Annotated in this window: 7 protein-coding genes; 2 read left to right on the top strand and 5 right to left on the bottom strand. The window is 53.3% G+C overall.

The annotated features are described in order from the left end of the window. Positions 1-101 precede the first annotated feature (101 nt). From truA to Q5911_RS14665, 5 genes are all read right to left on the bottom strand, one after another. Complete coding sequence (gene truA / locus Q5911_RS14685) at positions 102-887, bottom strand: tRNA pseudouridine(38-40) synthase TruA (protein ID WP_303183918.1); 786 nt, start codon at positions 885-887, stop codon at positions 102-104. Between the two features lie 17 nt (positions 888-904). Beyond that, positions 905-1,729 (bottom strand): energy-coupling factor transporter transmembrane component T family protein, encoded by an 825-nt coding sequence (locus Q5911_RS14680; RefSeq protein ID WP_303183916.1) that lies wholly within the window; start codon positions 1,727-1,729, stop codon positions 905-907. Then, entirely contained in the window at positions 1,730-2,593 is an 864-nt protein-coding gene (locus Q5911_RS14675; protein ID WP_087173384.1) for an energy-coupling factor transporter ATPase, read from the bottom strand. Beyond that, entirely contained in the window at positions 2,578-3,435 is an 858-nt protein-coding gene (locus tag Q5911_RS14670; RefSeq protein ID WP_303183914.1) for an energy-coupling factor transporter ATPase, read from the bottom strand. Before Q5911_RS14670 ends, Q5911_RS14675 begins: the two co-directional genes overlap by 16 nt. A 186-nt stretch (positions 3,436-3,621) precedes the next feature. After that, a complete protein-coding gene (locus Q5911_RS14665; protein ID WP_033127014.1) occupies positions 3,622-4,140 on the bottom strand; it encodes a peptidylprolyl isomerase in 519 nt (172 codons plus the stop codon). Between the two features lie 251 nt (positions 4,141-4,391). Here Q5911_RS14665 and Q5911_RS14660 point away from each other — a divergent pair, with 251 nt between their 5' ends. Then, the gene (locus Q5911_RS14660) at positions 4,392-5,570 is read left to right on the top strand and encodes a pyridoxal phosphate-dependent aminotransferase (protein WP_303183911.1); all 1,179 of its coding nucleotides are present in this window, start codon (positions 4,392-4,394) and stop codon (positions 5,568-5,570) included. A 27-nt stretch (positions 5,571-5,597) separates the two neighbouring features. After that, positions 5,598-6,278, top strand: a complete 681-nt coding sequence (locus tag Q5911_RS14655; protein ID WP_303183909.1) for an RraA family protein — start codon at positions 5,598-5,600, stop codon at positions 6,276-6,278. Positions 6,279-6,363 lie beyond the last annotated feature (85 nt).

Genomic DNA, 6,363 nt, shown 5'->3' with positions numbered 1-6,363 from the left:
GGCAACTACGCCCCTTGTGGACTTTCACCACAGACTGACGGCATGCCCGTCATACTGCAAAAAGGAGCTCCGCAAAGCGGAACTCCTGTATTTCCTGCAGGTCACTCCTCCCCGTACCGGATCTCCATAAGAACCAGTCCCTGGGGCGGCGCCGTCACACCGGCCTCGGTGCGAACCCGCGCTTCCAGTATCTCTTTTACTTTTTCCGGCTCGTAAAATCCCCGCCCCACCCGGATCAGTGTGCCGGCGATGATGCGGACCATGTTGTAGAGAAAGCCGTTGCCGCTGACGCGGATGACGATCTCCTTTGCCTCCGCCTCCCTGTAGGAGAAGTCTCCTTCCGTGCAGGGACGCTCCTCCACCTCCAGGCTGTCGATGCGCCGCACCGTGTCCTCTGTGTTGGTGCGGATACAGCAGAAGCTGGAAAAGTCATGCTCTCCCACGAGATAAGCTGCGCCCTTCCTCATCTTCTCCACATCCAGGGGTACGTACACAAAGGTGCTGGTGCGCTTTTTCATGGGATTGGCCGTCCTGGCATTGTAAATGTGGTACTCGTAAGTCTTGGTGATGTTGTCCTGGTATCTGGGATGCCAGGAGAGGGGCACTTCCTGGGACTTTACGATCACAATGTCCTCCGGCAGCTTCTGGTTCAGAGCCAGTGCCATCCGCTCTGGCGGAATGGTACTCTCCGTGTCAAAGACCGCCACATTTCCCAGGGCGTGGACGCCGGAGTCGGTGCGGCTTGCGCCAATGACCCGGATGTCCTCCTTTGTGAGGGCACTGAGTTTTTTATTGAGGATCTCCTCAATGGTGATCCCGTTTGGCTGGATCTGCCAGCCGCAGTAGTTTGTGCCGTCGTAGGCCACTGTCAGCTTTATACGTCTCAAGTTTTTGTACTCCTCGCTTAAAAGATCCATATGTGGAAGGGCACGTACCGTCCGATGACCACCACTGCCACCACATACACGACCATGACAATGTAAGCCATCCGGTCCCTGCTCTTGTACCGCAGGGGCTTCATCTTTGTGCGCCCTTCCCCGCCCCGATAGCACCTGGCCTCCATGGCCATGGCAAGGTCGTTGGCCCGCCGGAAGGCAGATACGAAGAGGGGCACCAGAATGGGGATCATGCTTTTCACCCGCTGGATAATGTTGCCGCTCTCCAGGTCTGCTCCCCTTGCGATCTGGGCTTTCATGATCTTGTCCGTCTCCTCCAGAAGGATGGGGATAAAACGGAGGGCGATGGACATCATCATGGCCACCTCGTGCACCGGCACGTGTATCCTGTTGAGGGGATGCAGAAGGCTCTCGATGCCGTCTGTCAGCGCGTTGGGCGTCGTGGTAAAGGTCATCAGCGATGAGCCGGCGATCAGATAGATCAGACGGATCGCCATAAATACCGCGGTCCGCAGGCCCTCCTCCGTGATGGTAAAGATCCAGGCGTGGAACAGCGTCTCTCCGCCTCTTGTGAGAAAGAGGTTGAAGAAAACCGTGATCATCAGCAGCATGATAATGGGCTTCATGCCCTTCATGATATAGGAAAAAGGTACCTTTGACATGCGTATGATGGACACAAGAAAAATGGTGGCCACCAGATACCCGGGAATACTGTTGAAGAGAAACAGGGAAATCAGATAGAGCAGCGTCCCCACCAGCTTCACCCTCGGGTCCAGGCGGTGCAGGATGCTCTGGGCCGGATAATATTGTCCTATTGTAATGTCTCTTATCATCTATACACTCCCCCGCCTTTTCTTCACAGCCTCCATGATCTCGTCCGCAGCCTCCTCCACTGTGGTGGCCGTCACCCCCACGTCGAACCCGGCCTCTCTTATATCGTGCATGATGTAAGTGACCTGGGGGGCTGCAAGGCCGATCTTCTCCAGCTCCTGGTAATGGGAAAATACCTGTTTCGGTGTGTCGTTGTACAGGATCCTGCCTTTGTTCATGACAATGATCCGGTCCGCGTATTTTGCAATATCCTCCATGCTGTGGGACACAAGGATCACTGTCATATCGCTCTGCCTGTGCAGGTATGCGATCTGGTCCAGTATCTCGTCCCGGCCCTTTGGATCCAGACCGGCAGTGGGCTCGTCCAGCACAAGGACGCCGGGGCGCATGGCCAGGACTCCTGCAATGGCCGCCCGCCTCTTCTGTCCGCCGGACAGCTCAAAGGGGGAGGATTTCCAGTATTTTTCCTTCAGCCCCACAAGGCGCAGCGCCTCTGTGGCTCTCTTTTCACATTCTTCCGGAGTAAGCCCCTGGTTCTTCGGGCCAAAGCACACATCCGTCAGCACATCCACCTCGAAAAGCTGATGCTCCGGGTACTGGAAGACAAGCCCTACCTGGCTGCGGAGCTTCCGCATATCGTACCCTTCCGCGTAAATGTTTTCTCCGTTGTAAAAGACCGTGCCGCTGGTGGCCCGTATGAGACCGTTCAGATGCTGGGTCAGTGTGGATTTCCCGGACCCGGTGTGGCCGATGATGCCCACAAACTCCCCGTGAGGGATCTCAAGGCAGATGTCAGAGAGCGCCTTCTTCTCGTAGGCTGTGCCCGGACTGTATATATAATTGACGTGTTCTAATTTAATCGACATAGCGCTTCCACCAGCTCTTCCTTTTTCAATATTCCGGCAGGGATAGCAAGCCCCCGCTTTCTCAGTTCATCTGCCAGCATGGTCACCTGGGGGACGTCCAGCCGGTAGGATTTTAACGTATCCACCTGGGAGAAGATCTCCCGGGGCGTTCCCTGCATGACAATATGGCCGTGGTCCATGACAAAGATCCGGTCCGCGTAGATCACTTCCTCCATATAGTGGGTGATAAGAATGACCGTCACATGCTTCCTGTGGCGCAGCTCACGCACCGTCCGCAGGACTTCCTTCCGTCCGTCCGGGTCCAGCATGGCGGTGGGCTCGTCCAGCACAATGCACTTTGGCTCCATGGCAATGACGCCGGCAATGGCCACTCTCTGCTTCTGCCCGCCGGACAGCTTGTTTGGCGAGTGGTGCCGGTACTCGATCATGCCCACGGACTTAAGGCTGTCCTCCACCCGCTTCCAGATCTCGTCTGTGGGGACGCCTAAGTTCTCCGGGCCAAAGCCCACGTCCTCCTCCACTACGGTGCCGATGATCTGGTTGTCCGGGTTCTGGAACACCATGCCCGCACTCTGACGCACATTCCACAGCTCCTGGGGATCTTTCGTATTCCGGCCGTCCACCCACATGGTGCCTCCTGTAGGAACGAGAATAGCGTTCATGTGTTTGGCCAGGGTAGACTTGCCGGAGCCGTTGTGGCCCAGAATGGCGATAAACTGGCCTTCCTCTATGCCAAGATCCACCTCATCGATGGCCCGGGAGGTGCCGATGACATTTCCTTCTTCATCTCTTTTTTCATATTCAAATATGAGCTTTTCTGTCTGGATCATATTATCTTTCATATCAGTTTTTCCATCTCCATGGGGAAAATCCTAATGATCTTCCCATTAAAATAAGACACAGCGCTTACATGCTGTGTCTTATTTTAAGTGATTATGCTCTATTTTGCAAGGTCTGGGACTTTCCTTTTCATTTCCTCCTCTACCTGCCGGTCATCACATTTCTTTTAAATTCTGTGTACGTCACCTCTACGCCTTCTGCGGCTCCTGGTACTCCACTCCCATGGTATCCACAGTCACCTTTTTCATCCTCTGCACTTCCAGCGGTCTGTCGCTGTAGTCTGTAGGAGTCTGGGCGATCTTATTTACGATGTCCATGCCCTCTGTGATCTTTCCGAAAGCCGCGTAAGCGCCGTCCAGATGGGGAGAGTTCTTGTGCATGATAAAGAACTGGCTTCCTGCCGAGTCCGGATGCATGGCTCTTGCCATGGACAGCACGCCCTCTGTGTGCTTCAGATCATTTGCAAAGCCGTTCTGGCTGAACTCGCCTTTGATGGTGTAGCCCGGGCCGCCCATGCCTGTTCCGTCGGGGCATCCGCCCTGGATCATAAAACCGCTGATGACCCGGTGGAAAATAAGGCCGTCGTAGAAGCCTTTGTTCACCAGCGAGATAAAGTTGTTCACTGTGTTGGGAGCGATCTCGGGATAGAGCTCCGCCTTCATGATATCTCCGTTTTCCATTTCAAATGTAACGACTGGATTTGCCATTTTTTGTCTACCTCATTTCTTCTGTTTTTTCAGAAATTGTCTTTCCTGGGTATTGTAGCACAGAGGAAAAAATACTGCAATCAGAGCAGATCCTCTCTGCTATTCACTTTCGTTTATGTCCACTAAATATAAATTTTATTAATATTAAAGATACAAATTATTAAATTGACTTTACATTCTTCTGATGCTACGATTTTTTCCATAGTAATAAATTCACAATACACTTTGCAATTTACTTTGGAGGAGATGCTATGGAGTACAAGACAGCAAAACGAATGGAAAGCCTGCCTTTTTCCGAGATCCGTGCGGTGATGGAAAAGGCCACAAAGATGCAGCAGGCAGGAGAAAACGTCATTCATCTGGAAATCGGACGTCCGGATTTTGACACACCGGAAAAGATCAAGGAAGCCGCTTATGAGAGTCTGAAGGCGGGACATGTATTTTACACCTCCAACTACGGAATACCGGCTCTGAGAAAAGAGATCGCCAAATGGGAAACAGAGCATCACGGTGTACAGTATGATGCCGATGAGGTTCTTGTGACAGTAGGTGTCGGCGAAGCCACCTACGCTTCCATGGCAGCCTTCCTGGAAGACGGAGACGAAGTTCTCGTGCCCAATCCGGTATGGCTGAACTACATTCACGTTCCCTCCTCTCTGGGAGCTGTCCCTGTGACATACAATCTGAAAGAGGAGAACAACTACCAGATCGATATGGAAGAGCTGGCGTCCAAGATCACAGACAGGACAAAGATGATCGTCATCGTCAATCCCAGCAACCCGACAGGAGGCGTTCTCTCCAGAGAGACCCTGGAAAAGCTCAGCCAGCTTGCCATCAAGAATGACCTTCTGGTGGTGGCAGACGAGATCTACAGCCAGCTTGTCTATGACGATACAAAACATGTCAGCATTGCTTCCCTTCCCGGCATGAAGGAGAGGACCATCACACTGGGCGGCTTTTCCAAGGCTTATTCCATGACCGGCTGGCGTCTTGGATACATGTGCGCTCCCAGGGGCATTATCGCCGCCTGCGTCAGAGTACACCAGTATACCATCACCTGCGCTTCCTCCTTTGTACAGGAGGCCGCTGTGACCGCTCTTCGTGACTGCGCGGACGATGTGGAAGCTATGCGCCAGGAGTATCAGAGACGGAAGGATTACGCGGTGAAAGCCCTCAATGAGATCGACGGTATCAGCTGCAATGATCCCCAGGGCGCGTTCTACATCTTTGTAAATGTCAAGAGTCTGGGCATGTCCTCCATGGAGGTGGCCGAGTACTTCCTTGAGGAGGCAAAGGTAGCCATGGTTCCCGGCTCTGCTTTCGGATCTGAAGGAGAGGGATATCTGAGACTGTCCTACGCCTGCAGCTACGAGGATCTCCAGGAAGCCATCCGCAGGATAAAGGACGCGGTAGAGAAACTGAAAAAATAAAGCTACAAAAAGAAAGAGGTTAGAGAAATGGCAGCAGGATGCAGAATTAAAAGAAACTTTGAGAGACCGGACAAGGAACTGGTGGAAGCCTTCCGCGGAATTCCGGTAGCCAACATTGACGACCAGTGCGGCAGGATCGCTGCGGTAGACGCCAGCATTTATCCTTTAAATCCCAAGGCCCGGCTTCTGGGAACCGCCTTTACTGTAAATGCACCGGCAGGAGACAATCTTCTGTTCCACAAGGCGCTGGATATGGCTCAGCCGGGGGATGTCATCGTCCTGGCAAACAAGGGCAGCATGAGCCGCTCCTTATGCGGGGAGATCATGAGCAGCTACGCAAAATCCAGAGGTCTGGCAGGCATTATCATCGACGGATGCGTGCGCGACAGCTACGCTCTCAGCCAGATGGATTTCCCGGTATACGCAAAGGGCGTGACTCCCAACGGGCCCTACAAGAACGGACCGGGGGAAATGAACTTCCCCGTATCCTTTGCAGGCATCATCATCAATCCGGGGGATATCATCGTGGGAGACTCTGACGGACTGATCGCCATCAGACCCGAGTTCGCCAGAGAGCTGGCCGAGAAGGCAAGAGCCTACCACGCAGGTGAGGAAAAACAGCTGGAAGGCATCCACACCCGCGGCGAGTGGCCCCGTCCATGGGTAGACGAGACCCTGGAAAAGGTTGGATTTGAATTTGTAGACTAATCTGTTGATCAGATACAGGGCAAAATAAAAAAGGGGTTGTCGGTTAATACCGAATTTTAACCCCTGACATGCAAGGAAGAGACAA

Origin of the sequence: Lachnoclostridium phocaeense (assembly GCF_959599685.1) — a bacterium.
Taxonomy (GTDB): domain Bacteria; phylum Bacillota; class Clostridia; order Lachnospirales; family Lachnospiraceae; genus Claveliimonas; species Claveliimonas monacensis.
The sequence above is the reverse complement of the archived record's forward strand: the minus strand, read 5'-3'. Positions and strand labels throughout refer to the sequence as shown.

Excerpts from the sequence above, each read along its gene's own strand:
- Q5911_RS14670 (WP_303183914.1), bottom strand. The coding sequence starts at position 3,435 with ATGAAAGATAATATGATCCAGACAGAAAAGCTCATATTTGAATATGAA.
- Q5911_RS14655 (WP_303183909.1), top strand. The coding sequence starts at position 5,598 with ATGGCAGCAGGATGCAGAATTAAAAGAAACTTTGAGAGACCGGACAAG.
- Q5911_RS14660 (WP_303183911.1), top strand. The coding sequence starts at position 4,392 with ATGGAGTACAAGACAGCAAAACGAATGGAAAGCCTGCCTTTTTCCGAG.
- Q5911_RS14680 (WP_303183916.1), bottom strand. The coding sequence starts at position 1,729 with ATGATAAGAGACATTACAATAGGACAATATTATCCGGCCCAGAGCATC.
- Q5911_RS14665 (WP_033127014.1), bottom strand. The coding sequence starts at position 4,140 with ATGGCAAATCCAGTCGTTACATTTGAAATGGAAAACGGAGATATCATG.
- Q5911_RS14675 (WP_087173384.1), bottom strand. The coding sequence starts at position 2,593 with ATGTCGATTAAATTAGAACACGTCAATTATATATACAGTCCGGGCACA.